At 73.8% G+C, this 25,664-nt stretch carries 20 protein-coding genes and 3 pseudogenes; 12 read left to right on the top strand and 11 right to left on the bottom strand.

Translation table 11 applies throughout. The features are described 5' to 3' along the window. Nucleotides 1–352: 352 nt before the first annotated feature. Nucleotides 353–697: a cytochrome P450 gene (locus IF09_RS47960; protein ID WP_030296380.1), complete on the top strand. Its 345-nt coding sequence runs from the start codon at nt 353–355 to the stop codon at nt 695–697. Between the two features lie 153 nt (nt 698–850). Continuing rightward, a complete protein-coding gene (locus IF09_RS47955; protein ID WP_078613292.1) occupies nt 851–4,060 on the top strand; it encodes a TIM-barrel domain-containing protein in 3,210 nt (1,069 codons plus the stop codon). Nucleotides 4,061–4,073: 13 nt separating this feature from the next. On the opposite strand, the gene IF09_RS0116505 is transcribed toward IF09_RS47955, so the two are convergent. Then, nucleotides 4,074–4,646, bottom strand: a complete 573-nt coding sequence (locus tag IF09_RS0116505) for a DUF6817 domain-containing protein (RefSeq protein WP_030296369.1) — start codon at nt 4,644–4,646, stop codon at nt 4,074–4,076. A 189-nt stretch (nt 4,647–4,835) separates the two neighbouring features. Between IF09_RS0116505 and IF09_RS0116500 the strand changes: the two genes are divergently transcribed. Next, nucleotides 4,836–5,744 carry a LysR substrate-binding domain-containing protein gene (locus IF09_RS0116500; protein WP_037635121.1) on the top strand — a complete coding sequence of 303 codons (909 nt, stop codon included), beginning with the start codon at nt 4,836–4,838 and terminating at the stop codon, nt 5,742–5,744. Here IF09_RS0116500 and IF09_RS43055 read toward each other — a convergent pair. The 3 genes and pseudogenes from IF09_RS43055 to IF09_RS48490 all read right to left on the bottom strand — a co-directional run. Continuing rightward, nucleotides 5,727–7,058, bottom strand: a pseudogene (locus IF09_RS43055) (MFS transporter); the annotation flags it as partial. The gene IF09_RS0116500 and the pseudogene IF09_RS43055 sit on opposite strands and share 18 nt — an antisense overlap. Further along, nucleotides 7,055–7,723: a TetR/AcrR family transcriptional regulator gene (locus IF09_RS0116490; protein ID WP_030296364.1), complete on the bottom strand. Its 669-nt coding sequence runs from the start codon at nt 7,721–7,723 to the stop codon at nt 7,055–7,057. The pseudogene IF09_RS43055 and the gene IF09_RS0116490, both read right to left, overlap by 4 nt. Next, a pseudogene (locus tag IF09_RS48490) lies at nt 7,632–8,035 on the bottom strand (hypothetical protein); the annotation flags it as partial. The gene IF09_RS0116490 and the pseudogene IF09_RS48490, both read right to left, overlap by 92 nt. 2 nt (nt 8,036–8,037) lie before the next feature. Between IF09_RS48490 and IF09_RS0116485 the strand changes: the two are divergent. Then, nucleotides 8,038–8,304, top strand: a pseudogene (locus IF09_RS0116485) (TetR/AcrR family transcriptional regulator); the annotation flags it as partial. A gap of 8 nt (nt 8,305–8,312) precedes the next feature. Here IF09_RS0116485 and IF09_RS0116480 read toward each other — a convergent pair. Next, nucleotides 8,313–9,431, bottom strand: coding sequence for a M20 family metallopeptidase (locus tag IF09_RS0116480; protein WP_030296358.1), 1,119 nt, complete (start codon nt 9,429–9,431; stop codon nt 8,313–8,315). Between the two features lie 93 nt (nt 9,432–9,524). Here IF09_RS0116480 and IF09_RS0116475 point away from each other — a divergent pair, with 93 nt between their 5' ends. Further along, complete coding sequence (locus IF09_RS0116475) at nt 9,525–9,767, top strand: DUF6158 family protein (protein ID WP_030296356.1); 243 nt, start codon at nt 9,525–9,527, stop codon at nt 9,765–9,767. Between the two features lie 58 nt (nt 9,768–9,825). On the opposite strand, the gene IF09_RS46365 is transcribed toward IF09_RS0116475, so the two are convergent. Further along, entirely contained in the window at nt 9,826–9,990 is a 165-nt protein-coding gene (locus IF09_RS46365; protein WP_168724203.1) for a DUF6126 family protein, read from the bottom strand. A 436-nt stretch (nt 9,991–10,426) separates the two neighbouring features. Further along, on the bottom strand, nt 10,427–11,761 hold the full coding sequence (locus IF09_RS0116465; protein ID WP_030296355.1) for a helix-turn-helix domain-containing protein: 1,335 nt from the start codon (nt 11,759–11,761) through the stop codon (nt 10,427–10,429). Between the two features lie 151 nt (nt 11,762–11,912). On the opposite strand from IF09_RS0116465, the gene IF09_RS0116460 reads away from it, so the two are divergent. After that, nucleotides 11,913–13,280, top strand: coding sequence for a M64 family metallopeptidase (locus tag IF09_RS0116460; protein WP_030296353.1), 1,368 nt, complete (start codon nt 11,913–11,915; stop codon nt 13,278–13,280). A gap of 19 nt (nt 13,281–13,299) precedes the next feature. On the opposite strand, the gene IF09_RS0116455 is transcribed toward IF09_RS0116460, so the two are convergent. Together IF09_RS0116455 and IF09_RS0116450 are read right to left on the bottom strand one after the other, a co-directional pair. After that, nucleotides 13,300–14,451 carry a serine hydrolase domain-containing protein gene (locus IF09_RS0116455; RefSeq protein ID WP_030296350.1) on the bottom strand — a complete coding sequence of 384 codons (1,152 nt, stop codon included), beginning with the start codon at nt 14,449–14,451 and terminating at the stop codon, nt 13,300–13,302. A 124-nt stretch (nt 14,452–14,575) separates the two neighbouring features. Further along, nucleotides 14,576–15,139 (bottom strand): HPP family protein, encoded by a 564-nt coding sequence (locus IF09_RS0116450; RefSeq protein ID WP_030296348.1) that lies wholly within the window; start codon nt 15,137–15,139, stop codon nt 14,576–14,578. Between the two features lie 185 nt (nt 15,140–15,324). Between IF09_RS0116450 and IF09_RS0116445 the strand changes: the two genes are divergently transcribed. From IF09_RS0116445 to IF09_RS0116430, 4 genes are all read left to right on the top strand, one after another. Beyond that, nucleotides 15,325–15,537, top strand: a complete 213-nt coding sequence (locus IF09_RS0116445; RefSeq protein ID WP_030296346.1) for a hypothetical protein — start codon at nt 15,325–15,327, stop codon at nt 15,535–15,537. Between the two features lie 64 nt (nt 15,538–15,601). Next, complete coding sequence (locus tag IF09_RS0116440; protein ID WP_030296344.1) at nt 15,602–16,675, top strand: GNAT family N-acetyltransferase; 1,074 nt, start codon at nt 15,602–15,604, stop codon at nt 16,673–16,675. Nucleotides 16,676–16,833: 158 nt separating this feature from the next. Continuing rightward, nucleotides 16,834–17,844 (top strand): isopenicillin N synthase family dioxygenase, encoded by a 1,011-nt coding sequence (locus IF09_RS0116435; RefSeq protein WP_051832542.1) that lies wholly within the window; start codon nt 16,834–16,836, stop codon nt 17,842–17,844. A gap of 85 nt (nt 17,845–17,929) precedes the next feature. After that, nucleotides 17,930–18,463, top strand: coding sequence for a GNAT family N-acetyltransferase (locus IF09_RS0116430; RefSeq protein WP_030296340.1), 534 nt, complete (start codon nt 17,930–17,932; stop codon nt 18,461–18,463). A gap of 37 nt (nt 18,464–18,500) precedes the next feature. On the opposite strand, the gene IF09_RS0116425 is transcribed toward IF09_RS0116430, so the two are convergent. Both IF09_RS0116425 and IF09_RS0116420 read right to left on the bottom strand, forming a co-directional pair. Next, nucleotides 18,501–18,782 (bottom strand): hypothetical protein, encoded by a 282-nt coding sequence (locus tag IF09_RS0116425; RefSeq protein WP_030296338.1) that lies wholly within the window; start codon nt 18,780–18,782, stop codon nt 18,501–18,503. Then, nucleotides 18,779–19,513 carry an HNH endonuclease family protein gene (locus IF09_RS0116420; protein WP_106975078.1) on the bottom strand — a complete coding sequence of 245 codons (735 nt, stop codon included), beginning with the start codon at nt 19,511–19,513 and terminating at the stop codon, nt 18,779–18,781. Before IF09_RS0116420 ends, IF09_RS0116425 begins: the two co-directional genes overlap by 4 nt. A 242-nt stretch (nt 19,514–19,755) precedes the next feature. Between IF09_RS0116420 and IF09_RS0116415 the strand changes: the two genes are divergently transcribed. Beyond that, a complete protein-coding gene (locus IF09_RS0116415) occupies nt 19,756–20,625 on the top strand; it encodes a DUF4132 domain-containing protein (protein WP_030296336.1) in 870 nt (289 codons plus the stop codon). Next, nucleotides 20,622–25,583 carry a hypothetical protein gene (locus tag IF09_RS0116410; RefSeq protein WP_051832540.1) on the top strand — a complete coding sequence of 1,654 codons (4,962 nt, stop codon included), beginning with the start codon at nt 20,622–20,624 and terminating at the stop codon, nt 25,581–25,583. Before IF09_RS0116415 ends, IF09_RS0116410 begins: the two co-directional genes overlap by 4 nt. Nucleotides 25,584–25,664 lie beyond the last annotated feature (81 nt).

The raw sequence follows: 25,664 nt of genomic DNA, 5'->3' as shown, positions 1-25,664 counted from the left end.
GCCCGCCTCCTCGCCTTGGCCACCTTGCTGCCCGCCTTGGCACCCGCCACGAGCAGTGTCGTCCGCCCCGATATGCCGCTCGCGGACTTACCGCCGGCCCGCTCGATCAGCTCGCGCACCTTGTCCCGCGTGTCGTACGCCGCCGGCGCACCCGTCATCTTCCCCGTGACCACCACGCACTGCCCGGCGAGCGGTCCCTCGGCGCCTCTTCTCCGGCAGGGCGCTCCACCTGCGGCTCGACGAGGCTGACCCCGGCCGCGGCCAGCTTGTCGATGACCGGCCCGAGAACTCCGGAGACTGCCTGGCCGGACCGGTTCACCGGAGAAACGGCACACCGCGATGCGCACGAGGGTTGACCTGGCGTCAGCTGCGGCCCACCCGGGACACCGTCCTGCGCGGCCGTGCGATCGCCGCGGGGCAGAAGGTGGTCACCTACTACGCCTCCGCCAACCGCGACGAGGACGTCTTCGCCGACCCCTTCGTCTTCGACATCCGCCGCAACCCGAACGAGCACCTCACCTTCGGCGGCGGCGGTCCCCACTTCTGCCTGGGCGCCGGTCCGGCCCGCACCCAGATCAAGGCCCTGATCCGTGAACTCCTGGCCCGCCACCCCGGCTTCGGCCTCACGGGTGAGGTCCGGCGCCTGCGCTCCGACTTCATCAACGGCATCAAGCACCTCCCCGTCCGCTTCGGCTGAGGCCGCATCTCGGCCACTTCATGGATGCTCAAAGCTGCTTGATTGAAGACTACTTCGAGCAGCATCCTTCAAGTGATCTCCGTGGGCCGCTATCTTGCCAGGCGCATGCCAAAGCGGTGTGTCCGCAATCCGGACCGCACGAGGAGCTGCCCCATGAGACTCATCCGCATCCCCAGGCGCATCCACAGCCGCAAAAAGGTGAAGCGGCGGCGCGCGCCCCTCGCCGCGATGCTCGCCGGGGCCCTTGCCGTCGCCGGGCTGGCCGCCGCCGGACCGATGACCTCGCCGGCCGCCGCGGCTCCGGCCCCCGCCACGGCAGGCAACGCCACCGGCCTCACGCAGTCCGGGAACACCTTCACCGTCACCACGACCGCCGGTGCGAAGGCGCGCGTGGTCGTCGCCCGCGCCGACGTCTTCCGCATCTGGCTGTCACCCGACGGCGCGTTCACCAACGACCCGGCCGGTTCCGACCTCGCCCCGACCACCGACTTCGGCTCCGTCGACACCACCTTCACCGACGCGGGCGCGTACTACCGGATCACCACCGGAGCCCTGAACATCCGCGTCAACAAGACGCCCCTGCAGTTCTCGGTCTACCGCGCCGACAACTCCACCCTGGTCTGGCAGGAGACCCAGCCCACCTCCTGGACCGGTACCCAGACCACCCAGTACCTGGCCCGCGGCGCCGACGAGCAGTTCTACGGCACCGGCCTGCGCCTCGGCGAATGGGCGCTGCGCGGCAAGACCGTCCCCGTGGCCGTCGACAACAAATGGCGCGAGAACAACAACGCCAGCCCCGCCCCCTTCTACATGTCCACCAACGGCTACGGCGTCATGCGCAACACCTGGGCCCCCGGCTCGTACGGATTCAACGCCCCCACGACCCTCACCCATGACGAGAAGCGCTTCGACGCCTGGTACTTCACCGGCGATTCGCTGAAATCCGTGCTCGACGCGTACACCGACGTCAGCGGAAAGCCCTTCATGGCCCCGATGTGGGGCCTGGAACTGGGCAATGCCGACTGTTTCAACGCTTCCAACCCCGACTACCAGGGCGACCACAACCGCCTGCGCCACCAGACCACCCCCGACGTGGCCGGCTACGCCGCCGACGCCCGCGCCGCAGACATGCCCTCGGGCTGGTTCCTTCCCAACGACGGCTACGGCTGCGGATACACCGCCCCGCTCAAGTCGACGGTCGACGCCCTGAAGGCCAAGGGCTTCCAGACCGGACTGTGGACCTCAACCGGTCTCGGATCCATCGCCGACGAGGTCGCCGCGGCCGGAACCCGCGGCGTGAAGACGGACGTCGCCTGGATCGGCGGCGGCTACAAGACCGCCTTCACCGGCGTACAGCAGGCCGTCGACGGCATCGAGAAGAACTCCGACGCCCGCCGCTACGTCTGGACCGTCGACGGCTGGGCCGGTACCCAGCGCAACGCCGTCGTGTGGACCGGTGACACCAACGGCACCTGGGACGACATGCGCTGGCACGTCCCCGCCATCGCCGGCGCCGGCCTGTCCGGCCTCAACTACGCCTCCGGCGACATCGACGGGATCTTCGGCGGCAGCCCCAAGACGTACACCCGCGACCTCCAGTGGAAGGCCTTCACGCCCGCCTTCATGACCATGTCGGGCTGGGGCGCGACCAACCCGTCCGCCGGCTACCAGGACAAGCAGCCCTGGCGCTTCGCCGAGCCGTACCTCTCCATCAACCGCAAGTACCTGCAGCTCAAGATGCGGCTGATGCCGTACCTGTACACGATGAGCCGCACCGCGCACGAGAGCGGCGTGCCGAGCACCCGCGCCCTCGTCCTGGAATACCCGGACGACCCGGTGGCCCGCGGCAACCTCACCAGCGGCCAGTTCATGGCCGGCGACTCCTTCCTCGTCGCTCCCGTGGTCTCCGACACCTCCGTCCGCGACGGCATCTACCTGCCCGCCGGAACCTGGACGGACTACTGGACCGGCAAGACGTACGCCGGCCCGGGCTGGCTCAACAACTACCGGGCGCCGCTCGACACCCTTCCGCTCTTCGTCAAGGGCGGGGCGATCGTGCCGATGTGGCCGCAGATGAACTACACGGGCGAGAAGCCCGTCTCCACCCTCACCTACGACATCCACCCGCGCGGCAACTCCTCCTTCAGCCTCTACGAGGACGACGGGCTCACCCGCGCCCACGAGTCCGGCGCGTACGCCCGTCAGCAGGTGGACGTCACCGCCCCGGCCGCCGGCTCCGGCACGGTCAGCGTCTCCGTCGGTGCCCCCACCGGCAGCTACACCGGCAAACCCGCAGCGCGCGGCTACGAGTTCACCCTCCACGTGGCCTCCGCGCCGGGCACCGTGACGGCGGACGGCAGCGCCCTGGCCCGCCAGACCTCCAAGGCCGGCTACGACGCGGCCGCGTCCGGCTGGTACTTCGACCCCGCCGACCGCGGCGGCATCCTCTGGGTCAAGACCGGTACGAAGTCCGGCGCGTTCGGCATCACGGCCACCGGCACGTCGATCCCGGCGGCCGACCCGGTCCCGGCGACCTCCGCCCCGATCCCGCAGTCGGCCTGGACCCTGGTCTCCGCCGACAGCCAGGAGACCGCCGCCGAGAACGGCGCGGCCAAGAACGCCTTCGACGGCAGCCCGGCCACGCTCTGGCACACCGCCTGGTCCTCCGGCACCCCGGCCGCGCTCCCGCACGAGATCAGCATCGACCTCGGTGGCCGCTATGCGGTCGACGGCCTCGGCTACCTGCCCCGCCAGGACGGCGGCGTCAACGGCCGGATCGGCGGCTACGAGGTGTACGTCTCCGACAGCACCACCGACTGGGGCTCCCCGGTGGCGACCGGCAGCTTCGCCGACACCGCCGCGGCCAAGTCCGTGTCCCTGTCCGCGAAGACCGGCCGCTACCTCCGCCTCAGGGCCCTCACCGAAGCCGGCGGCCGCGGCCCCTGGACCAGCGCCGCCGAGATCAGCCTCACCGGGCGCGCCGCCCCGCTCCCGGCCGACGCCACCCTCGTGAACGCAGCCTCCGCCCGCTGCGCCGACCTGCCGCACAGCGCGACCGCGCCGGGCACCGCACCCACCCTGTACTCCTGCCACGGCGGCCCCAACCAGCGCTGGAGCCTGAAGGCCGACGGCCACGTCACGGGCCTGGCAGGGGTCTGCCTCGACGGTACGAGTGCCTCCCGGATCACCGTCCAGACGTGCAGCGCAGCCGCCGGCCAGACCTGGCAGCCGGGGCCGGACGGCAGCCTCCGTACGCTCGGCCAGTGCCTGGCACCGGTCGGCGCCGGCACGGCGAACGGCACTGCACTCACCCGCACCACCTGCGACAACAGCCCCGCCCAGCGCTGGACCTTCACACCCTGACCCCGCTCACGGCTCAGGACGCACCGCCGAGCACGGCCTGGCAGTCCCGCCAGGCCGGCTCGGTCAGCAGGCCCCGCAGCCGGGTGAACAGCGCGAGAAGACCGGGGCCGTGGGCCGCGCGGAACGCGCGGTCGATCCGGGCGAGATCCAGTTCGTTCGCCGCGGACAGCTCGGCGAAATCCCGCCGCGCCCTGCGGCCGGGGGAGTAAACACGGCCGGTGAACCGGTCGCGGAACACCGCCGCGCCCTCCTCGTCTGCAGCGAGCGTCGGATAGGAGGCCGCGCGGTCGCAACCGGCGTAGAAGTAGACGATCTCCTCGGCCTCCGCTCCGATCACCGCCGTGAGCGCGGCCCGCCGGTCGACCGGGAGCAGGGCGGTGGCGAAGCCGTCCGTACCGTAGAACGCGTGGCACAGACCCGCGAGTCGGAGCGCCGGCCGGGCACCCCACGCCCCGAGCTGTGCCTGTACGCGTTCCAGATGAGCGAGCAGGGTGCCGCCGGGGTGTTCGAGCCGCCCGGCGCCCAGCTCGCGCAGCAGCGCAAGGGCGCGGGCCTCCGGCCCGTCGCGCTGTGCCGGTACAGGCATGGTCGTGGTCCTTCCTCGCGCCTGAACGAATGGTGTGGGTCGACACCCGTCCCCGCCTGCGCCGGGTCCGGACCGTGGTGCAGGCGGGGACGGGTTGCCGCCCCGGGCCCTGTATTGATCATGGTTCAGTCGTAAACCCAAGTCAATCCTCTGAATTCCTATCAACACCCAAGCTGTAGCTTGGATCCCATGACTCTCGACGATCTCCGCGTCTTCGTGGCCGTCTGCCGGGCCGGCAGCCTCAGCGCCGTCGCCCGCGACCTCGGCTGCACCCAGTCGGCCGTCAGCCAGCACGTCCGCCGCCTCGAGAAGCAGACCGGCACCGATCTGCTGGAGCGGCACGCCCGCGGCGTCGTCCCCACCGAGGCCGGGCGCATCCTCCAGGCGGCCGCCGCCGACGGCATCGCCGGGCTCGACGGCGCCCTGCGCCGCCTCGACGACCTCGTCCGCGGGGACACCGGCTCGGTGCGCATCACCACGGGCGCGACGACCGTACGGCACTTCATGGCCGAGGCGGTCGTCGACTTCCGGCGCCGCCACCCCCAGGTCAGCCTGGAGTTCCAGACCGAGAACTCCAGCCGCAGCTGCTTCGACGCGCTCGCCGCCGACGACCTGGACCTCGCCTGGATCACCATCGGCAGGCCCGTGCGCGGCATCGAACAGCGCCCGGTGATGGAATTGCCCTGGGTGCTCGCGGTCTGCGCCGACGACCCCCTCGCCGCCCGGCCCCGCATCGAGCCGGCCGACCTCGCCGGCATCCGCCACATCCGGCTCCCGGAGCACTCCGCGTCCCGGGCCCACCTCGACGCCGCCTTCGCGGAATCCGGCATCCGGATACGGTCCGACACCAGCGTGGCCGACTGGGACACCGCCCTGCTGCTGGCCGAACTCGGCCTCGGCCACGCCGTCGTGCCCGCCCTGCCCGGCTGGCGGGTCCCCGGATCAGACGGCCCGCTGCGCCTCGTCCCGGTCCCGGCGCTGCCCGCGCTCGCGGTCGGCTGGGCCGTCCGCCGCTGGGCGTCCCTGTCCCCGCTGGCCCGGGTGTTCGCCGACGACGTCGCCCGCAGCTGCACGGCGCGCGCCGCGGGGCAGCAGTGATGCCGGCAGCAGTCCCACGGCGGCCAGCGCCGCCAGGACGTACAGGGCGGCCGACGCGGCCCCGGCGCCCGCGCCCCCGCCCGCCGCGACGGCGATGCCCAGGGTCGGACCGACGTTCATCGCCGTCTGCTTGAGCCCGCCGACGACCCCCGCGTACCCGGCCGGGGCGTCCCCGACCACCGTGCCGGTGGCGGTCACCATGACGGCGGCGAACCCGGCGCCGAGCACCGCGAAGGCCGCCATGACCGCCGGGCCGGACCATGCGCCCAGTCCGCCGACCCCCAGGACGACCAGGCCCGTACCGGTGAGCGCGGTCCGGCGCGGCCCGTACCGGCGCAGCGCCGTTGCGGCCAGCGGCGCGCCCGCGACCATGCTGCCGGTCAGCGGGAGCACCAGCAGGCCGGTGGCGAGCGGGCCGAGCCCCCGTACGTCCTGGAGCAGGAACGTCGCCGTGAACAGCGCCCCGAACATGCCGCCGGAGACGGCCAGCAGCAGGGCCATCGAGGCCGCGACCGGCCGGGACCGCGCCACCACGGCCGGCACGAGGGGCTGCGGCGCCCGCCGTTCGTACCGTACGAGCGCGGCCGCGAGGGCGGCGGCCCCGCCGAGCCCGAGCAGCGTCGGCGGCGCGGTCCAGCCCTGGGCGGGTACGCCGGTCAGGGCATGGACGAGTACGGCGAGGGCCGCGGCCAGCAGGGCCGCCCCGGTCAGCGAGGGCCGGGCCGATCCGGGGCCGTCCGGCCCGGCCCGGTGCGGCGCCGGCACCCGTACGACGAGAACGAGCGCGGCGATCGCGAGGGCGATCGGCACGTTCAGCACGAACACGGAACGCCAGCCCGACTGCGCGACCAGCACGCCCCCGAGCAGCGGACCGGCCGCGGCGGCCACGCCGATGGCACCGGTCCGGACCGCCACCGGGGTGGAGAGCCGGTCGGCAGGGTACGCGAGCCGCAGCAGAGCGAGGGTCGCCGGTTGGAGCAGGGCCCCGAACACCCCCTGGGCGGCGCGCAGGGCGATGACCCAGCCGATCCCGGGCGCGAGCGCGATCCCGGCGGAGGTCGCGGCGAAGCCGAGCACGCCGACGAGGAGCAGCCGCGGATGCCCGTACCGGTCGCCGAGGCGGCCGGCGATCACGAGGAAGGCGGCCACGGCGAGGAGATAGGCGGTGCTGGTCCACTGGACCTGGGCCACGCTCGCCCCGAGGCCGTGGCGCAGGCTGGGCTGCGCGACGCTGAGGACGGTGCCGTCGAGGGCGACCAGCATCGCGCCGCCGACGCTGACGAGGAGCGCGATCCGCTGCCGGGGGCGGCTCATGCGGGGACCGCCCCGAGGTGGGCGTCGAGGGCGGCGTCGACGAGCCGTTCGACGCCGGCCCGGTGGCCGGCCGTATCGCCGAGGACCAGGGGCAAACTGCCCCAGGCCCACAACTGGGCCACGCCGTGCAGGTTGGCCCACAGGGCGGCGGCGGTGACCTCGGGGTCCCCGCCGGCCCGGCAGCGGGAGACGAGCCCGACGAGCAGGCGGAACAGGGGGAGGGTGGACTCGCGCAGCCTCGGCTGGTTCCCTGAGGTCCCCTGCCCGGAGTCCCCCTGCCCGGAGCCTTCCTGCACGGTGTCCGACGGCCCGGCGCTCTCCTGTCCTTCGCTGTCGAGCAGGTCGTGACGGAACATCAGCTCGAACATCCCGCGGTGCTCCAGCGCGTAGCCGATGTACACACATCCGAGCGTCCGCACCTGCTCGCGCGGCGAGGAAGCACCGGCGGTCGCCGCGGCGAACCGGCCGCCGAGGTCGGCGAATCCGCGCCGGGCGATCGCCGAGAGCAGGGAGTGGTGGGTGGGGAAGTAGCGCCGGGGTGCGCCGTGCGACGCCCCGGCGCGGCGGGCGATCTCACGCAGGCCGAGGGCGGCGGTGCCCTCGGTGAGTACGAGGTCGACGCCGACGTCGATCAGACGTTCCCGGAGCGGGCTGTGCTGTTCCATGGACCGTGTCTACCAGACCGCGTAGACACTGTCTACTCTCCGCTCGGCCGAGGGGGTCCATGAACTCCGGCATCCGGGCGTTCGTCTCGTCGGCGTGGTCGATCCGGGGTCCGTGTCCGGTGTCGCCCATGATCTCGACGACGGCGGGACGATGAGCACGGGTCGGTCCGGCCAGGCCGCGATGCGCCGCCGGACCGGCTTGGGGGCGATGGTCGCGAACGGGCTGATGAAGATCCAGACGAAGAAGCGGCCTCCCGTCTTCTCCAGGCCGCCCGGGTCGGGCAGCGTGACCGACGTCAGCCGCTCCGGCCGGCCTGCTCCTGTACGGGCTCCGGCACTTGGCCGCAGGCCACGGCGCCCGGGTCGCGCAGCGGCTGCGGGCGGTGGGGGAGAACCCGGGGCCGCGCGCGGTGAGCGAGGCGCTGCTGATGGAGTCACTGCCCACGGACGGGGCCAGCCGGACGTTCCACGTCGTGTACACCGCGTACGCGGCCCTGGCCCTGACGGACGAAGCGCTCGCAGCGCAGCCGTTCATCGACGATCCGAACGCGGCCGAGGACGCCCTGACGGGTCTCCTCCAACATGACGCCTAGGCGTTCTCGCTCTCCTGCGCGTTCTGGATCGCGAGCACCAGTCCGGCGACGAGGCCTGCCCGCTCCGCCATGGCTTCGATGACCACGTACTCGTGGTCGGCGTGGGCGCCGCCTCCGACGGCTCCCAGGCCGTCAAGGGTCGCCACCCCCAGGGCGGCCGTGAAGTTGCCGTCGCTTCCGCCGCCGACCGAGCGGCCTTCGAGGCCGGGAAGCAGCTGCCGGGCCACCGCGAAGAGCCCGGCCGACGCCGATTCCGGCATCGGGGGACGGCCGATGGATCCGTGGACCGTGATCTGCGCGTCTTCGAGATGCGGAGCGAGCGCGGCGAACGCGGACTCGATGCGTTCCTTCTCGTCGGCCGATTCGACCCGGACGTCGACGACGACGGTCGCCTCGGCGGGAACGACGTTGTCCAGGGTTCCCGCGGATGCGACGGTCGGGGTGACGGTCGTGCCGATCTCGGGCCGGCCCAGCGCCGCGATGTGCAGCACCTGGTGTGCCGCCTCGATCAGGGCGTTGACCCCGGCTTCGGGCTCGAGGCCGGCGTGCGAGGCCCGGCCCGTGACGGAGACCCGGAAGGTGCCGCAGCCCTTGCGTCCGGTCTTCAGGGCCCCGCCGTCGGCAGCGCCTTCGAAGACCAGGACGGCGCCGCAGGCGAGGGCCCGTTCCTCGATGAGGGCCCGGGAGGAGTGGGAGCCGACTTCCTCGTCGGCGGTCACCAGGATCTCGACGCCGGACCGGTCCTCGAGCGCCGCCAGACCGTGGATCGCCTGGACGAGACCGCCGAGCATGTCGAAGACGCCGGGGCCGGTCGCGTGCCCGCCCTCGACCGCGAACGGGCGGCGTTCGAGGGTGCCGAGCGGGAACACCGTGTCGTGGTGACCGAGGATCAGCACTTTGGGGTCGCCGCCGGCCGACCAGTGGACGTGCGGTCCGGCTTCGCTGTCGACGAGGACGGCCTGGCCACCGAGGCGGCTCTCGATGACGCCGGCGACGGTTTTGGCCGACGCGGTCAGGGCCTCGACGTCGCGCGAGGGAGACTCGGTCTCGACGAGTGTCCTGAGGTCCTCGATCATCGCGTCGACACTCACGTCGACGGTCGTGCGCAGCGTCATGGGGCAAGGGTAGCCGGGACGCCGGGGCCGAGGGCCGCGGCCGGGACGAACGCGGCGGTGGAGGGGATGATGGAGTGGAGGAGGTGCAACGCCATGGCGGAACATGACGGCGGTCCGTCGGCAGGGAATCTGGACGAGGGCAAGCTGCTCAAGGAGCTGGAGGCCATCCACCGGACCCGCCACGAGACCCTGCTGTACGGGTCGGACGAAGCGCTGGTCACCCATACGCAGCGGATGAACGAGCTGGAGCACGAGTACGTACGCCGGCACCCGCAGCGTGCCCAGACGCCGGGGCGGACCCGCTCGGGCGCCCGCGCCCGGACCGGCGAGGACTGAGGGGCCCTGAGGCCTTGAGCCCCTGAGGGCCCGGGAAGCCGGGGGTCCCTGAGGGGTCTTACTTCTTGGCGTGTTCGCCCAGGTAGAACAGCAGCCACACGAAGCCGGCGAACACGTGCGTCCCGAAGATGTAGAAGAACGCGCGCAGCGCGACGCCCTTCTCCTTCCACTTCTCGTGCTTCGCCGCCGCGGAGGCGTGGTCCTCGGTGTTGTCGTCCGGCACAGCGGATCTCCGTTCGGGGCGGGGCGAGGGGGGCGGGGCGAGCGGGCGGGTCGAAGAAGCAGCCTACGTGGATCTCAGGTGTGAGCCTTCTTCGCCTCGAATGAGACGAATTTGCCTCATTCGAGGCGAGGGAGGCTCGATCTGATGCGATGCGACCGCCGCCTCGCCACGCAACCCGAACGGCACGTGACCGCGGCCCGCGCCCCTCCAGCAGCCCGCCGACGGGCCTGATCGAGGCGGCCTCCCGGGCCTACACCCTGGCCATCACACCGGCGTTCCTCGTCGCGGGGCTCCTCGCGGTCGCCGCGGCGGTCACCACCCGGACGATGATCCCGCCGCGGTCGCCGCGGCGGCCACCACCGGGACGATGATCCCGCGCGACCTCCGGCCCACCAAGAACCACTGACGAGGCCGGCGGCGCCTTCAGCGGCCCGCGTCACCGCCGCAGCGGTGACGCGGGCGCCGGGCCCAGCGTGGTGGTCCCTGGCGCGGCCCGATGGCCGAGGCCCGTACGGTAGGCGTCCAGTGCGGCCTCGATGCGCCCCGTACGCCGCAGCAGGTCGCCCAGCAGCCGGCACAGGTCCGCGAGATCGCCGCTCGCCCCGCTGCGCTCCAGCAGGGTCAGCGCCTGGACGTAGTGCTCCTCGGCGGAGTCGGTCTCCCCGCGCTCCTCGGCCATCAGGCCGAGCAGCCGGTGCGCGCCGCCCGCATGCACGGCCCCGTGGCTGTCGCCCAGCTCCAGCAGTGCGGAGAGCAGCCCGGCGGCCTCCTCGCACCGGCCGAGCCGGCGCAGTACGTCGGCGAGCTCCACCTCGACCTGCGCCGTGAACAGGGCGGCCCGCCGGGCCGAGAGCATGTCCCGGGCCGTGCGCAACTCCGCCTCCGCCGCGACGAGATCACCGTTCTGCGCCTGTACGTAGCCGCGCATCCAGTGGCAGTGCGCCAGATCGGTCCGCAGCTGCAGCTGCCGGTAGATCGCCTGCGCCTTGGCGAGCGAGGCATCGGCGTCGGCCGGCCGCCCCGCTGTGAGGAAGGTACGCGCGACCTGCCGGTGCATCCCCGCCACCAGCGCCGGGTCGGCCACCTCCGGAGCAAGCGCCAGGGCCAGTTCGGCGGCGTGTGCGGCCCGGGCGTGTGCGCCCATGTCGATGTACGGGCCGATCACGGCGGCGTAGAGCAGCACCAGCGCCTCCGGATCGGCCAGCCCGCTCGCGTTGAGCTCGTCGATGGCGGATTCCAGCAGGTAGCAGGCGTAGCGCAACTCCCCGGCGAGCAGATGCGCGACGGCCCGGCCCCGGATCGGGCGGGCGCGGCGGGGGAGCGGTTCGTCGGCCAGCAGCCGCTCGGCCGCCTCGAAGTGGCCGATGGCTTCGGGTAGTTCTCCCGATTCGATGGCGCAGTCGCCGAGGCCGAGCAGCGCCTCCGCCCGCTCGGTGGCGAGGCCGAGCCGTTCCGCGTCCGCGAGGAGCTGGCGGTAGCGGACGGCGGCCTCGGTGGCGTCGCCGGTGGCCAGCGTCTGCTGGGCGTCGGTGAGGGCGAGGCGCACCTCGGTGGCCAGGTGGGCCGGCCGCCCGGTGGCCAGCTCCTCGTACGAGGTGCCGAGCCGCCCGGCGAGGAAGCGCAGCGCCGTCTCGGAGGGCCGGACCTTGCCCGACTCCAGGGTCGAGATGTAGGCGGAGGTGTACGAGGGCTCCGCCAATGCCCGTTGTGTCAGGCCGAGTTCCGCGCGCATGCGCTGAACCCTGCGGCCGATCTCGGCCGGTTCGTCCATGAAGACCCCCTGGTCGTTCCAACTCCCCATGGTGCAGGGGCGGCAGGCCATTGCGCACGTCCCGTGCGCCCCCTAGTTTAAGCAACCGGTTCAGCCCACTTATCAAGCCGCTTAACTCGCGGCAATTTCCGGCTTCCCGGGGGAGAACTCCATGGATGCGTCCTTTCGCCTGACGCTGCGCGCCGCCTTCGCCGCGGTCTGTACGACGGCCCTGCTGCTCGGTGCAGGCCCCCTCGGTACGGCGGCCGCAGCCCCGCCGCCGACCCCTTCGCCGGCACCGGCGAAGAGCGGGACCGAGGTGGAGATTCCCGGACCGGAGGACGGCACGGCCGCCGGGTCCGGCCACACCCGCGTCCCCCTCGCCGGGAAGGCGGGGAAGGCCCCGCAGCTGTCCGAGGCCGAGCGGGCGGCGGACGGCGAGGTCACCAAGACGGTCGACAACGGGCCGACCGCGGACCGCCTCGACATCGTCGTCATCGGCGACGGCTACACCGCCGCCGAGCAGGCCCGGTTCCACGCCGATGCCCAGGCCAAATGGGCCGAGATCGCTGCCGTCGAGCCGTACTCCACGTACCGCAACCTCTTCAACGTCTGGACGGTCGACGCCGTCTCCCGGGACTCCGGCGTATCCGGCGACCCCACGCCGGCCACCGTCCGTGACACCGCCCTCGGCTCGTACTTCTGGTGCGAGGACATCGAACGGCTGCTCTGCATCGACCAGCCGAAGGTCGACGCGTACGTGGCGAAGGCGCCCGAGGCCGACCTGGTCCTCGTCCTCGCCAACAGCGCCAAGTACGGCGGCGCCGGCTACAACGAGCGCAGCGCCACCCTCGGCTACGAGGGGATATCGACCGCTTCGGCCGGCAACGCGAAGTCAGGCCAGGTCGCCATCCACGAGACCGGCCACTCCCTGGGCAAGCTCGCCGACGAGTACTTCTACCCCGGCACCCCGGGCTACGAGAAGTACGAGGGTCCCGAGCCCGCCGACTCCAACACCTCCACGCTGCCCGCCGACCGGATGGCCGCCGAGCAGGCCAAGTGGTACCGCTGGCTGGGCGCCCCGTCGCCCGACGGCGGCACGGTCGGGGCGTACGAGGGCGGTGGCTACTACGTCACCGGCCTGTACCGGCCCACCGACAACTCGATCATGCGCGTGCTCGGCAAGCCCTTCAACCTCCCCGGCACCGAGGCGATGATCGCCGGCTTCTACCAGCACGCGAAGCCCGCCGCCGCGCTCACCCCGACCGGGCGCACCCTGCGGCTGCGCAACACGGCCAAGGTCTCCGTACCCCGGCTGGCCGGTGCGGACGGCCTGCAGCTCGACGTCCGCTGGTACCTCGACGGGCGGGAGCTGAAGCGGTTCGCGGCCCGGAGCGAGGTCGCGGTGTCCGAGCTGTGGCTCTTCGACCTGCGCACGCACAAGCTGTCGGTCACGGCCGAGGACCGTACGCCCTCGGTCCGCGACCCGAAGATCGCCCGCAGTCTGACGGCGACGGTCGACTGGAACGTCCGCCTGTAGCGGGCCGCACGCGCGAGTTTCAGTCGCCGGCCGTGTACGTCCAGAAGTCGCGCATCACGGCGGGCGGCGTCGGTCCGGTCATCTCCCGCTGGGTGAGCAGGACGGATACGGCGCCGGTGGCCGGGGTGATGTGGGCCGCGGTCCCGGTGCCGCCGACCCAGCCGTACCGGCCCGGCACGTTCCACGGATCGCGGGCCGTGACGTCCACCGAGCCGCCGAACCCCCAGCCCTGGCCCTCCAGGAACAGCTCGCCGCCGGAGCGCTGGGCCGGGGTCAGCCAGTCGGTGGTCATCTGCCGCACCGACCGGGCCGACAGGAGACGGCCCCGCTCGCCTTCCAGCGCCCCCTGCGCGAGCAGCATCCGGCCGAACGCGTACCAGTCGTCGGCGGTCCCGACCAGGCCGCCGGTGGCGGAGGGGAAGGCCGGGACGCTGCTCCACTGCCCGTGGGGGGCGTCGGCCAGTTCGAGGGCGCCGTCGTCCCCGCGGTAGTAGCTCGTGAACCGGCCCAGGTCCGCGGGCGGGACGGCGAACCCGGTGTCCGCCATGCCCAGCGGCTCGAAGACCCGCTCGGCCAGGAACTCGGGCAGCGACTGCCCCGAGACCCGGGCGATCAGCACGCCCAGGATGTCCGAGCAGGTGTTGTACAGCCAGGCCTCGCCCGGCTGGTACAGCAGGGGGATGCGCGACAGCGCCTTCATCCACGCGTCCGGGTCCGCGATGTGCTGCGGCTGTGGCGGCCCTTGCTTCAGCTCGCTGACCAGCAGGCCGACCGCAGGCAGCGAGAAGTCGGACGGGAACCCGTAGCCGGCGCGGAACGTGAGCAGGTCGAACACGGTGATCGGGCGCGCCGCGGGCACCACGTCGTCGACCGGGCTCGCGGGCGTACGGACGACGACGCGCGAGGCCAGCTCCGGCAGCCACGGCTCGACCGGCTCCTCCAGCGCGAACCGGCCCTCCTCGACCAGCATCATGACGGCCGCGGCCGTGACCGGTTTGGTGAGCGAGGCGATGCGGAAGATCGAATCCCGGACCATCGGAGCCGTGCCCTCGATGTCCGCCGTGCCGACCGCCGCGACCTCCACCCGGTCGCCACGGGCCACCAGGCCCACTGCCCCGGGCAGCGATCCGCTGTTCACGTGCCGTTCCAGGATGTCGCGCAGGCCGGTCATCTCTCCACCTCTCCCGATGCCTCTCCCGATGCGGGGGCCGGCCGAGCGGACCGGCCACCGCAGACAAAGACTCCCGCAGCGGCGTGAATTCATCGGCCGGACGCGCGGCGCACGACCGGACGGGTCACCACCAGTAGGCGGGATAGCGCGGTGCCCTGCGCCGGATGCGCGAAGCTGCGTACCCGGTCAGCACGAGCAGCACGGTGGCGCCGAACAGCAGGGGGACGAACCGGGCCGGGGCCGGGTTCTGGAGAACGATCACGACGGAGGTGGCACAGGCGGGCGAGTGCGGGGTGCGGGCGGCCATCAGCAGCGCGAGCGTGACACCGACCGCGACGGCCGCGGCCCAGGCGCTGCTGCCGGCGGCGGCGAGGACGCCGTAGCCGACGGCCATGCCCAGCAGATGGCCGACGACCACACCGCGCGGCTGGGCCAGGGGCAGGGTGGGGGCGCTGTGCACGAGGGCGGCGCTGGCGGCCAGTGGCGGTATCAGCACCGGCTCGTGGAGCATCGCGCCGATCCCGACGAGCCCCAGCAGGACCGCTGTCACGGCGCTGATGCTGTGGAACGCGGCAGCGGGGGTGGGGCGGGCGGGAGCCCGGCCGAGGGTGATGCGGGAGCGGACCGGCTCGCGGGCGGATTCAGGGGCGGGGGTGGTGGCGGACGGGGACGGCATGACGGTGCTCATGTGCGGTTTCCGGGGCAGGACGACAGGGTGAATGCGGTCGAGGCGGCACGGAGGCAGGGTGATCAACCGCCGCCTCGGCCTCGCGCCTGTCCCTGGTACGGCCGACGCAGACCGGCTACGACCTTAACCGCCAGGTGTGCGAGGGCCGCCCCGGGGGAGGGATACGGGTACGGGAAGGACGGAAGATGACGACGCACGCGCACGGCCCCCAGGGGCACGGCCCCGAGGGGCCCGGCGACTCCGGCCAGGTGCCCGCGCCCCCGCCCGCCCCCGCCGAGGGCGGTGAGCCCGCCTGCCTGCTGCACCTGGTCTGCCCCGACTGCGGACGGCTCGCGACCGAACGGGGCGCCCGGACCTGCTCCCGCTGCGGCGGTCCGCTCCCGGACTCCGGCCCGTGAGCGCTCCGCGGCCGTGCCGAATATCCGCTGGCCAGAGCGCGGGCGCCGACCTAGGGTTCCGCCCATGACGATCATGGGCTCCGACGCCGTAGACCGATCCGTGTCCCTCACCGCACAGGCGCTCCGAGGTGTGGCGCACCTCGACTGGTCCGCCCCGGCCGCCGACCTCGAGTGGAGCTGTCACGACACCGCCGTCCACGTGGCGAGCGATTTCACCGGGTACGCCACCCAGCTGACCGGGCGCTCGACCAGCGGGTACGCCCCCTTCGGCATCAGCGCGGACCCCGGCACCACCCCCACCGGCCTGATCCAGGTCATCGAGGCCACCGGAGGCCTGCTGTCCGCCGCCGTGGCCGTGACCGACCCCGGGGTCCGGGCCTGGCACCCGTACGGCATGGCGGGCCCTGACGGCTTCGCCGCGATGGGCATCGTCGAGACGCTGCTGCACACCCACGACATCCTGACCGGCCTCGGCGTCCACGAATGGGAGCCCGACGCCGACCTCTGCGAACAGGTCCTCGACCGGCTCTTCCCGCAGGCTCCGCGCGGCATCGCCGCTCCCTGGCCCACCCTCCTGTGGGTGACCGGCCGGGCCGGACTCCCGGGCCTGCCCCGCCGCCGGGCCTGGCGCTGGTACGCCGAACCCATCGCCACGGAGCGCGTCGTGCTCTGCGAGATCTCCCCGCTCGTCGCCGGCGATCTCCACGCCGGCGGCACCGGCGGCTTCGCCTGGGCGGAGGACGGCCCCGGCGACGGCACCCGGGCCGCCGCCGGGATGGTGGCCAGGGCGAAGGAAGAGGGAACGTTCCGCCCGGGGTGGAGTGCGTACGCCGTCGTCCGTACGCGGGACCGGCGCGCGATCGGCGGGATCGGCTTCCACGGTGCCCCCGACGCCGAGGGGAACGCGGAGGTCGGCTACGACCTCGTACCGTCGGCCCGCGGCAACGGATACGCCACCGAGGCGCTGAAGGGCCTGGCGGGCTGGGCCTTCGCCCAGCCGGGCGTGACCGCGCTGCACGCCCGGGTCGACGCGGACAACGCCCCCTCGCACGGCGTGGTCGCCCGGGCGGGCTTCGAGCGGACGGGCTCCACCGAGAACGGCGGAGCCCGCTACACCCTGCGGGCCGCAGCCCGGTAGCCGCTGCCCGGTGGCCGCACTCGGTGACCCACTGGTGGGAGGAGGTGCGGTCGTTCCACTCGCGTGCAGCGGGCTGGAGCGTCCTTGGGGCCGGGCGGGTGTGCGGGGCGCTAGCCTCGGAGACGGACGCCCGACACCGGCTCGGAAGGTAGGTCCCGATGGCGAGTTCTCCCACCTCCCCTCCTTCTCCGACTCCCTCCGCCTCCGCTCGTTCCCAGGTCCCCGTGATCGACCTCGGGCCGTGGCGGTCCGGCGAACCCGGGGCACGGGAGCGGATCGCCGCCCGCGTCGACGAGGCCCTGCAGGCCGCCGGGTTCCTCCTGATCACCGGGCACGGAGTGGACCCGGAGCTGCCCGCGCGGATCCGCGCGGCCGCCAAGGAGTTCTTCCGGCTGCCGGCGAAGGTGAAGGAGCCGTACGCGGTCGCGGTCGGCGGCCGCGGCTGGCTCGGCCCGGGCGCCGAGGCCAACAGCTACGCGGAGGGGGCGGCCTCGCCGCCCGACCTCAAGGAGTCCTGGTCCTGCGCGGCGGACGAGCCGACGGGGGACCCGTCCGTGGACGCCGAGTGGTTCCGCCCGAACGCCTGGCCGGCCGAGGTGCCCGCGCTGCAGCCGCTGGCCGTCGAGTACACCGCCCGGATGCGGGCCCTGTCCGACGAGCTGCTGGAGCTCCTCGCCACCGCACTCGGCCTCGCCCCGGACCGTTTCACCCGCCACACCGGGCACCCCACCTGGGGGTTCAACCTCAACTGGTACCCGGGCACCGAGGTGCTCGGCGAGCCCCTGCCCGGCCAGTTCCGCGTCGGGGCGCACACGGACTTCGGGACGGTCACGGTCCTCGACCGCGAGCCGGGCTCGGGCGGGCTCCAGATCCACACCGACGCCGACGGCTGGCAGGACGCCCCCTACGATCCGGCCGCGCTCACCGTGAACATCGGCGACCTCATGGCCCGCTGGACCGGGGACCGCTGGCGCGCGGGCCGCCACCGGGTGCTGCCGCCGCCCGCCGACGCACCGGCCGAGGAGCTGATCTCGCTGGTCTACTTCTACGAATGCGACCCGCACACCCGGGTGGAGTCCCTCCCGGCGCCGGTCGGCCGGGTGTTGCACGACCCCGTGGACTCCCACGCGTACCTGCGGGGCAAGCTGGACGCGATCACCGTGTCCTGACGCCTCCCACCGGAGGGGGAAGCGGCACGGCCCGGGGCGGAGGCCCCGATTACCGCTGGTCGGCGGTGTTCGGCAGGATGGGGGCATGACCGAGATCCGCACCCCCCGACTCCTCCTCCGCCGCTGGACCGACGACGACCTCGTCCCCCTGTCGGAGATCAACGCCGACCCGGACGTGATGCGCTGGATCGGCGACGGCTCCACCCTCGACCTGGAGCAGACCGCCGAGGAGATCGAGCGCTGGGAGGAAGAGTGGGACGAGGAGGGCTTCGGCCTCTTCGCCGTCGAACTGCTGGCCTCGGGGGAGCTGATCGGGGCGGTCGGCCTGTCCGTGGCGCAGTCCCCCGCGGAAGCACGGGACTTCGTGGCCGTCAGCTGGCGGCTCGGCCGGCAGTACTGGGGCCAGGGCTACGCCTCCGAGGCCGCGCAGGCCACCCTGGAGTTCGCCCTGCAGGACCGCGGCCTCGACCGGGTGATCGCGGTGAACCGGTCGGGTCACGAGGAGTCCGAAAACGTGATCCGCAAGCTCGGCATGGCGCTGGACCTCGACACGACGGACCCGGAGCACGGCCACCTGCTCCAGATCCACAGCATCGACCTGTCGGAGTACGAGGGCTGACCACCGGCTCGTTCCCGGCCGGGGCTCCCGGCCCGGCTCAGGCGGGGGCAGCGCCCGGAGCCCCGGCCCCACGGCCCGCGCGGACCGCGGCGAGCGTGGCGGCGTGGACGGCGGCCGGGTCGCCGCGGTGGGGGACCGGGCTGCCGGTCAGGGTGTACCACTCCTCCGCGGCCTCGTACTGGATCTCGATCCGGACGCGGCCGCCCGCCACCGCGGTCGTCCGCACGGTCAGCGGGCCCGTGATGACACCGACCTCGTCGGTCATCGCGCCGCCGGGCCCGGCCAGGACCTCGTCGCACCACTGCTGCCGTCCGGTCATGCCGCGCAGCTGTCCAGCATCGTCGAAAGCATCTTCTTCTCCGGTTCCGTCACGGTCAGGCCGTACGTCGATTTCACGGTGGTCCAGGCCCGCCCGTACTGGCACCAGCTCGACTTGTCCGGCGGCTGCCACAGGTCAGGGCTCTGGTCGCCCTTCGACCGGTTCGTGGCCGCGGTCACCGACAGCAGCTGAGGGTGGGTCAGATCGTTCGCGAAGGCCTTGCGCTGGGCGGCGTCCCAGCCGGCCGCACCCGAGCGCCAGCCCTCGGCGAGCGGCACCATGTGGTCGATGTCCATCTTCGACGCCTCGGTGACCACCACGCCGTCGTACAGGCTCTTCCAGGTGCCGGAGACCGCCTTGCACTCGGAGTCCTGGGTGACGTCCTTGCCGTCGCGCTTGAGGACGACCTCGCGGGTGTCGCACTTGCTGCCCTGCTCGGCCCAGTGCGTGAACTTGGCCCGGCTGTAGCCGGCCATGGTGCCGGCCTGCGCCACCTTCAGCGCCGCCAGCCGGGTGCGGGCCTCCTGGACGCCGACCATGCCGGGCAGCACGTCCCCGGCGGCCGGTTTGGCGTCGCCCGCCCCCGGTACGGAGGGCGAGGTGCCGGCGGAGGCCGGCGGCGCCGACGGCTTCGCGTCCTTGTCCGTCGTGCCGGTTCCCGAGCACCCGGCCACGGCCAGCAGCACCGAGGCGGCCAGGGCCGCGCCCCGCACACGTATCTGACGTCCCATGAACCCCACCCCGAGCCGGCTGCGCACCCTGTCCGGGAAAGACTACCCAGAACCGGACATTCAACCGGACGTTCCCCCGGACACCCAACCGGCCGCGCCCACGCCGAAGTCGGGCAGGGCCCCCTCGTGGGGCGTTGTCAGTGGCTCTCGCTAGTCTCGCCGCATACCGCAGCTCAGGGGGGTCTTTCCCCCTGGTCCACGCTGCGCGCATCCGGATCGGGCAGGCGGAGGGGCACGTACTGATGGCATGGCTGGCGGCGGGCGAGGGGTATGAGATCGCCCTGGTGGAAGGGAAGGTGGCGGCGCGGTCCGCCACCGGCCGTGCGGCGGGACGGCAGTTGAAGGCGCTGCCCAAGGCGCTGCGGGACCACCCCGAGGTGGACCGGCTGCGCCGGCTCGCCGAATGGCTGGAGCGGCACGAGGTCGCCTGCATCGCCCAGGTGGACACCTGGATGGTGTCCTCGCTGCCCGTGCCGACGGCGCTGCTCGCGCAGGTGTGGCCGGACGAGGCCTGGCAGAACGCGCTGCGTGACATGGCCGTCGTCGGCGAGGACCCGGACGAGGTGGGCTTCCTGCGGGACGCCACCGCCTCCGGCGAGCTGAAGGTGGTCAACCTCGACGGCGAGACCGTACGGCTTTCCCCGCGCACCGTGACCCTGCCGCACCCGGTGCTGCTGCCCGACCTGGACGACGTACGGGACTTCGCGGCCGAACTCGGCATCGTCCAGCGGGTCGAGCAGATCCACCGGCCGACCTGGGAGAAGCCGCAGGCTCTGACGGCCACCGCCACCGAGGTACGGGACTACGCGGGCGGGGTCTTCGCGAGCAGGTTCGGCCTGGCCGCCCGGGCGACGGGCCTCGGCTACCGGGTCTCCGGCGGCTACGCGACCTGCAAGGTCCGCGACACGGGCGGGGGCACGGAAGCCGCGGTCTGGATCGGCGAGCCGTACTACGAGGACGAGACGAGCACCGGCGCGCTGAGCTGGCACGACGAGAACGGCCGGGCGGTGCGCCTGACCGAGGTCGGACCGGTCGCCTGGTCCGAGGGAATGCGGATGGCCGCGGCGCTGTACGCCGGGCGCAAGATCGAAGAGGGCGGGGACGCGCGATGAGCACCACCACGATGAAGGCGGCCGACACCGCGGCCGAGGCCGAACTGCTGCTCAAGGCGGGCGCCGTGCTGCCCTCCGGCACCGAGGGCGCGGGCCCTTCGGCCGTCGACCTGACCGCGCGCACCTACCGCCACCCCGCCCTCGCCGACGACCGCGTCGTCGTCCGGCTGGCCGCCGCCGAGCTGGGTCCCGCCGAGGACCTGGCCGCCGGGTTCCTGGGACTCGTACTCGACGAGGGCGAGCCGCCCGTGGTCGGCCTCGGGCAGCGCCAGGCCCTCGGCTTCCCCGAATGGGTCCTCGTGCACCACCCGGAGGACGGCCACCACGCCCTCGCCGTCGTCCCCGAACTCGACCGGCTCGCACGCCAGGCCAAGACCAAGCCCAAGGCCGCCCTCGACGCCTGCCACGAACTGGCCGGCCGGCTCGCGGCCGCCGTCCCGCACTTCCTGCCCGTCTTCTACGAGCAGGCCGCCCGCATCTTCCTCGCCGTCGAGAACACCACGTACGCCGCCCAGCTGTTCGGCCGCGCCCGGACCAGCGAGGCCCAGCACGGCCTCGCCGTCGACGAGGACCGCCTCGACGGCGTCTTCCTCGAATTCGCCCTGGCCGGCGCCCTCCCGGTGAAGGTGCTCACCGGCTACGCCAAGGAGCTGTCCGGCCGCGTCGGCCCCGCCGAGGCCCACGAGCGCTTCCGCCGCCTGTGCGTTCGCCGCACCGCGGGCGGACTGCCCCCCTCCGCGCAGGCCGCGACCGAGCTGCGCCGCCTCGCCCGCGCCGCCGGCCTGACCGGCACCGAGGCCGAGCAGGACTACCTCGCCGAGCTGCTGCCGCTGCCCGCGACGCTGCGCGCCGCGTTCGGCTGGTGGAAGGCGCACCGCACGGCCCTGGTCGCGCTGGCCCGCCGGGTGCCCGCCGTACGGGGCACCCTGCTCGGTCTGATGCCGCCCGGCGGCGGCGACGGCGAACTCTCCGCCCTCTGGCTGGGCCTGCTCGAGGAATCCGGCGCCACCGCCGGGCTGATCGAGGACGAACTGCCCGCCGAGCAGCGCTGCTCCGACGGCGCCGCCGGCTGGCTCGAACGCTTCCACGCCGCCCGTCACACCGGCTGGGGCTCGCGCCCCACCCTGCCCGCCCTGCTCGACCTGGTCACCCGGGCGTCCGGCCGGCTGCGCGCCGAACTCGCCGATCCCGGCCGTGAAGCGGGCCTGCAGGTGGGCGTCGAGGACGTCGACCTGCTGGACCTGCTCCTCTCCCTGGACATCCCGGTCACCGACCCCGAGCCCGACTCCGCGCCCCGCCGGCGCCACGACCGGCTGAACCTGACCGACTGGGCCGGCTCCGACCAGCGCCGGGACCTCCTCGCCATCGCCGCCGACGAGCGCTTCCGGCCCGCCTTCCGGCGTGCCGCGTACGGCCTCTGCGGTGACGCCGACTCGGTGAACGTCATGCGGCTGCTCGCCGCCTCGCCCGGCGGCCGCCCCATGCTCACCGAGTGGATGCACGACGTGGCCGGCGCGTCCACCGCCGCCGGTCTGCCCGGCCTGCCCGAGGCCATCCGCCGGCTGACCTGGCTGCCCGCCGAGGCCCTCGAACTCGCCCGGGAGGAGGTGGCCGCGGCGGCCGCCGCCGACCTCGGCGAGACCCTCGCCCGCACCCTGCGCGCCGGCCTCTTCGAGGAACTCGCCTGGCCCGCCTGGGAGACCGCGGTCGCCGAGCTGACGCCCGCCCAGGGCGGGCACGGCCTGACCGTCGTCGAGGCCTGGCCGTACCTGATCGTCGCCAACGCCACCCAGGTCCGCGTCATCGACGCCGACTCCACCGTCCTCACCCACGACCTGCGCGCGCCGGGCAGCAACTCGCACCGGTACGGGTTCCACTACGTCGACGGCGAACTGCTCGTCTTCTGGTCCTCCCACTGGGGCGGCGGGGGCATCGAGGGCTACTGGCACACCGCGCCCGGCACCGTGTTCACCCTGGACCACTCCGGCAACCACTGGAACCTGCGCTCCGACGAGATCAGCCTGCCCCTGCCCGGCGGCGGCCGCACCACCGGCGGCGGCGTCCTGCACGCGGGAGACACCAGACTGCCGCACGAGCGGACCCTGCTGCACGACGGCACCTCGTACTGGGTGTGGCAGCACCGCGACCAGGACAACGACGGGGGCTGGCGCGAGTACGACCCCTCGGACGGCGCCCTCGGGCGGCTCTCGCAGCCCGGCTTCCTCGCCGACGCCCTCACCCATCGACCGGGCGCGCACCCCGCGGACGCCACCGTGCCCGCCCAGTCCTGCTGGCTGCGGCCCGCGCCCACCGTCGAGGGCTCGGTCCTCGGCGCACCCGTGGACGGTCTGCTCGGCTGGCGCACCGTACGCCTGCCCGGGCAGGGCTGGGAGGGCTCCGACACCGCCGGACGCACCGTCAGCGTGCCCGAGGGCAGCGAGATGCCCGTCGCCGCACTCGCCTTCCCCGGCGACGAGCGGCCGCGTGCCCTGACGCACCGCTGGCGCGAGCTGAGCATCAGCGACCCGGACGGCGTGGTCACCGCCCAGTCGCGCAGCGACTACCGCAACGTCGCGTTCGCCACCGGCAGCGTGGACCTGCCGCCGCTGCCCTTCTGGTACGCGCTGCGCCCGCGCGACCCGGAGGCCTCGGCCGCCCTGCGCGCGGCCGACCGGGGCACGATCGGCGCCCTGCTCCAGGCGGCCGCCGCGGCCGAGGCCGTCACCGACCTGCCCGACGTGGTGCGCGCCGCGCTGCCGCAGGTCACCGCCCCGAAGTTGATCGGGGGCATCATCGAGGTGCTCCGCTTCGCCCTCGTCCAGCAGAAGGCGCTGGACGAGGTCGCGGCCCGGCTGGACCCCGACACGGGTGCGGCCGCCGACCGGGAGCCGGAAGGCCCGACCGACGAGCTGATCGCCGAAGCGCTGTCCGGGCTCGGCAACACCGGGTACTACCGCTGGGGCGCCCAGAGCGACGTCGCCTACCGCTACCTCGACGGGCTGGTCCGGGCGGCCGCCGACACCGGTGCCGGACCCGTCCCCGGCCGGCTCCACTTCGACCTGCCCGAACTGCCGTACTCGGCGCTCCCGTTCACGTCGCTGCTGGACCAGCCCGCGGCGATCGCGTACCGGGCCGTCGCCGTCGGCACCACCGACGGGCAGCGGACCGCCCTGTGCACCCTGCTCGGCCGGGTTGACGCGCTCGGGCTGGACTCGGCCGAGGGCTCCGCCGACCGCTGGCGCCGGGTCCTGGTCCACCTCGACCAGCGCCACCTGCGCACCCCTGACGGCATCGAGCGGAACACCTCGTACCGCAGCCTGCTCCCGCTCGGCGGCGGAGTCGTCCTCGGGTTCACCGAGCACAACGTGTCCGTATCCGACGGCCACGAGTTCGGGGCGCTGCTGTACGACCCCGCCGGCCGCTTCGCCGTGCCCGGCCCGTACACCCTGCGCGGCGAGGCCCCGCTCGGCGACCGCGCGCGCGGCGCCGGCTGGCTGACGGCCTTCCTGGCCGAGGCCGCAGACCGCGGCCCGGCGCCCTTCTTCCCCGAAGCCGCAGAGGAGTTCGTCCGCCTCACCGGTGTGTCCGCCGCCCTGGCGCGGCTGCTGCTGGCCGGCCTGCCGAACATCGACAGCTACGAGCACGATTTCCTGCCGGCCGAACTGCGCACCGCCCTGGGCGTCAAGGTGGCCGACGCGAAGAACGCCCGCACCGAACTCAAGAGCCTCGAAATCGAGCTGCGGCGCGAGCTGGTGGCTGCGCTGCTGCCCGCCGACCCGGCGCGGCTGTGGACCGAGGGCCCGGACGTGGCCGCCGCCGCGGAGCTGTGGAACCGGCGCGTGGGCCGTCGCAAGCCCGTGCCCGAGTGGCTGTTCACCGAGGCCACGCGGGCCGCGAACACGTCGTGGCCCCTGCACCGCGCGCTGGCCGCGATCCTCGACCCCGCGGCGTCCCCGTCGCTCGGCGTCGACGTGGCCTGGGAGGTGAAGGGCGACCACGCCGAGCCCCGCGAGCCGGCCACCCAGCCCTTCACCGCGTCCGTCCTGACCGGCGCGCTGACCCTGACGGCCTGGCTGGCCCACCGGCTGCCCGCGGGCGATCCGGTACGGGCCGCCCTGCCGCCCGCGCTCACGGCCGTCCGGCAGCGGCTCGCCGCGCCCGGACTGCTGCTCACCATCGGGCACTTCACCAGTCTTCCGGACTTCCGGAAGGCGGCGGGCACGCCGACCGAGACGGGCGAGGGCTACGAGCGGTACGGCGCGGTGGTCATGGCCACCCAGGACGACCGGCCCAAGCCCGCACTGCGGACGGCCCTGCTCGACTCCACCGGCTCCGACCCGTACCTGCCGGCGCTGCGCGGCGACGACCAGCAGCCGTCTTCGGTGGAGACGGCGCTGCGGGCCGCCCACGACCCGCGCTTCGCCGCCCTGCTCGCCGACCCGGGCGCCCCGGCGGCGGGCGTCGGCGCCGTCGACAAGGACGGCACGTGGTGGCCGCAGGACCCGAGCCGCTCGGTGCCCGAGCTGGTGGCGGAGGTCTCCGAGGCCCACGGCCTGGGCGCGGACGCGGCCGCCGTGTACCTGGCGCTGCTCGCCATGCCCGACCCCACCGACCGGAACGTGGCGCGCTGGACGGGCTGGAAGCCGGCCCGGCTGAAGGCCGCCCGCGCCGAGCTGGCCGCCACCGAGCTCGTGGTGACGGCCTCCCGGACCCGGGCGGGGCGCTCGCTGTTCCTGCCCGGCGGCTGGGCGGAGATGTCCTCGCCGGTGCTGCCTCTGGAGCGGTGGAAGCTCCCGATGTACGGGCTGGTCCCGGGCGGGCGGCCGGTGCTGGGCGTCCTGGTGCCGGACGAGCCGGCCGCGGACCTCTACCGGCGGGCCTGGCAGCGGGTCCGCGAGGGCGACGTACCGCGCTTCGAGGCACTGAAGGTCAAGCGCACGCGCACGCGCCGCCGCTGAGGCCGACCCGCTGACCGCTGACTGCTGACCCCCGGCCGGGCGGCGCGCTGCTGCGCCGCCCGGCACCCCGCAACCCCATGA

The organism is Streptomyces katrae (genome assembly GCF_000717655.1).
In the GTDB taxonomy this organism is placed as follows: domain Bacteria; phylum Actinomycetota; class Actinomycetes; order Streptomycetales; family Streptomycetaceae; genus Streptomyces; species Streptomyces katrae_B.
This window is presented reverse-complemented; position numbering and strand designations above follow the sequence as displayed.